The sequence below is a fragment of the Methanosphaera sp. genome (genome assembly GCF_016282985.1).
Taxonomy (GTDB): Archaea; Methanobacteriota; Methanobacteria; order Methanobacteriales; family Methanobacteriaceae; genus Methanosphaera.
Genome location: NZ_JAEELZ010000011.1, coordinates 1 through 3,202, shown reverse-complemented (window position 1 = coordinate 3,202; position 3,202 = coordinate 1). Strand labels below are relative to the sequence as shown.

Annotated in this window: 3 protein-coding genes; all 3 read right to left on the bottom strand. The window is 34.5% G+C overall.

The window, feature by feature from the left end; genetic code table 11:
• Positions 1-307 precede the first annotated feature (307 nt).
• A complete protein-coding gene (locus QZZ11_RS00785) occupies positions 308-517 on the bottom strand; it encodes a hypothetical protein (RefSeq protein WP_292472628.1) in 210 nt (69 codons plus the stop codon).
• An 83-nt stretch (positions 518-600) separates the two neighbouring features.
• On the bottom strand, positions 601-1,167 hold the full coding sequence (locus QZZ11_RS00780; protein ID WP_292472626.1) for a hypothetical protein: 567 nt from the start codon (positions 1,165-1,167) through the stop codon (positions 601-603).
• A gap of 300 nt (positions 1,168-1,467) precedes the next feature.
• A complete protein-coding gene (locus tag QZZ11_RS00775) occupies positions 1,468-3,141 on the bottom strand; it encodes an AMP-binding protein (protein WP_292472624.1) in 1,674 nt (557 codons plus the stop codon).
• Positions 3,142-3,202: the final 61 nt, after the last annotated feature.

Sequence of the window (3,202 nt, the reverse complement as noted above, 5' to 3'; positions counted from 1 at the left end):
CTTTTTGCCATTTGAACACTTCCCATGATCTTATATCTTCAAGAGTAAAGGTTAACTATTTATTTTTCATTTTAAATGAAAATATTTAGAGTATATCATTTCAAGATAATTTTACAAAGTATGTTATCCTACAAAAATATGTACTGTCCTACAAATTTTTTTCATTAAGTAAAATAATCTTCAGTAATGCATATGACAAAATGTAATCTGTCATACATCATTTTTAAAGAAAATTTATGGATTAACCTCCCACTCCTTTCAATCATTAATATGTTCGAAGGTTAAAAGTTAGTCTATTTTGATATTTTTATTCAAGTAAGTGTTCAATTAAATAAGGATTGTTTATAGGATAACGCTTCAGCAAATCCCTATATAAAATGGAATGATACGTATCCACCAGATACTGATAAACATATTCATCACCATTTAACTCTAGTGTAAATGGCATTCTACCATGATTCATGTAATCATTTAATAATACATCATTATCAATAAACTTTTCATCATTCTTCTCCATTTTATATTTAAAAAAAAATGTGCTTATTGGAGACAAGTAATAATAAAAATAAATTATAAAAAAATAAAGACGGAATAGTTAATCTATTCCTTTAATGCAATTTTATGTATTATATCATTAACTTCCTGAGTGTATAAGTCTGTTTCAGGGTTTTTTGCATAGATGGTTAATTCATTTGCAAAAGAATTGTTAGGACTGATGTAATACACTTTTCTGAAGTGATCGGCCTGTATTTTTGAACCGGTCATATCTGTTAAATTCACAGGTGTGTATTCCACCCATTTGGTTGAAGAACCGTATTTTAGAACTGTTAAATTATCAGCTTTTGCAGCATATTCATATACTTTGAAGCCATTGATTGTATCTTCGGTTATGTTTTCATAACCTGCTGATTTTCCATTAGCTGAAATTGCCTTATAAAAATCTGTTGTTGACTGAGTACCGTCAAGTAATCCCGTAAAGAAGATATTCACATCACCCTTAGAGGCCACACCGCTATCCGTATTTAACTCATAATCATTTGGAACTGTTACATAAGCACCAGTACCTTCCATAGTTATATCGGTGCTGAGAATGCACAGTAAAATACCGATTAAAGCTAAGATTATAAATGCTACTATGGCCAACAGTATTTTTTTATTTCTATCCATTTTAAAAACTCCTTAATTAATTAACGCCTTGTTAATAATTGATATTATATGAACTGTTATATTTAAATAATGTATATTCTTTAAGAAAGCAATTAATAATCTTTTCAAAACCATTTGATTAAAAATGAAATTGTTTTAATTTATGGAGAATTCTCCCGTTTTTTGACAAAAGATTATATGGTTTAAAAAAGAGATTTAGTAATGATGTAACTGTTGTTTATATCCTTTTTTTAAAAAATGCTTAATTAATTGTACATATTATTTTTAAAGAAAACTAAAAAAAGTGGGTGGAATAGGAAGTTATTCCTTGTATTTTTCCTCATCGGCAACTCTTATCTGTTTTCGCATGATTTTACCACTGATTGTTTTTGGCAATTCATCAACGTATTCCACTGCACGAGGATACTTGTAAGGGGCGGTTACATGTTTTACGTGGTTCTGTATGTCCTTTGTTAATTCTTCGGATGCTTCATATCCTTCGGACAACACTATTGTTGCCTTAACGATTTGTCCCCTGATAGGATGAGGTATACCTGTAACTGCACAGTCAAGTACTGCACTGTGTGAAAGCAATGCACTTTCAACTTCATAAGGTCCTATTTTATATCCTGAACTTTTGATGATGTCATCAATACGTCCCTTGTACCAGTAGTATCCGTCCTCGTCCTTCCATGCAGAATCCCCAGTGTGATAATATCCGCCGTAGATTGTTTCATTGGTTTTTTCCTCATTGTTAAAGTAACCCTTGAATAATCCTAAAGGGTATCCTTCGGAGATGTCAAAGACTATTTCTCCCTCTTCACCGACGTCACAGTCCATTCCATCCTTGTTGATTAGGTGTATGTCAAATAACGGGGCCGGTTTTCCCATTGATCCCAGTTTAATGTCCATCCATGGGAAGTTTGCTATTGTTGCAACGGTTTCTGTCTGTCCGAATGATTCCCTTATTTCAAGTCCGGTAAGTTCCTTGAACTTATAGAATACTTCATCGTTCAATGGTTCTCCTGCGGTTGAAACGTGTTTTAGTGAAGAAAAGTCCAGGTCATCTATGTCCTCCTTGATGAAGAACCTGTACATTGTCGGTGGACAGCATAATGTAGTAATGTTATGATCCAGTGCTTTGGAAAGTACTTCAAACGGGTGGAATCTGTCAAAGTCGTAGATGTATATTCCAGAACCTGATATCCATGGACCGTATATTTCTCCCCATAAAGCTTTTCCCCATCCTGTATCTGCAATGGTGTAGTGCAGTCCGTTTTCAACTACCTGGTGCCAGTAGTGGGATGTTACTATGTGTGCCAATGGATAGCCGAAACTGTGTTTTATCATTTTTGGCTGACCTGTTGAACCGGAGGAGAAAAATATTACGGATGTATCTTCAACAGAATCATCATCATACACTGGTCTTTCAAGTTCATCTGATGCCTTTTCTACCTCTTTTCGTAGGTTGTACCAGCCTTCTTTTTCTTCATTTCCAACGAAGACCTTGTTCAATGTTACCCCAAGTGTTTCTTCAACTTCGGCATAGTTTTCAGGCACACCATCTTCTCTTATTACGACAACGGTTTTTATGCCTGCAGCAGTTATTCTGTATTCAATGTCCTCCGGTTTGAGCATGTGCGTTGCAGGTACTGCTATGGCTTTAAGTTTATGTAATGCAAGCATGCAGTACCAGAAATCATACCTGCTTTTAAGAGTTAATAGAACTCTGTCACCTTTTGTTACTCCAAGTGACTTGAAGAAGTTTGCTGCTTTATCACTTAGTGTTTTCAAATCCCCGAAGGTGAATACTTTGTCGCCGCTGTCATCACACCATGATAATGCAACCTTTTCAGGTTCTATTTCTGCATATGTGTCAACTATGTCGTATGCAAAGTTAAAGTCTTCAGGTACGTTTATTTTAAAGTTTTCGTTGAAGTCTTCGTATGAATCGTATTCTTCTCTGTCTATGTATTTATGTAACAGTGAAGTCATTTTACTCTATACCTCCATTATTGTTTAGAACATCCAGGAATTTAACCGGTTTTCCGTTCAG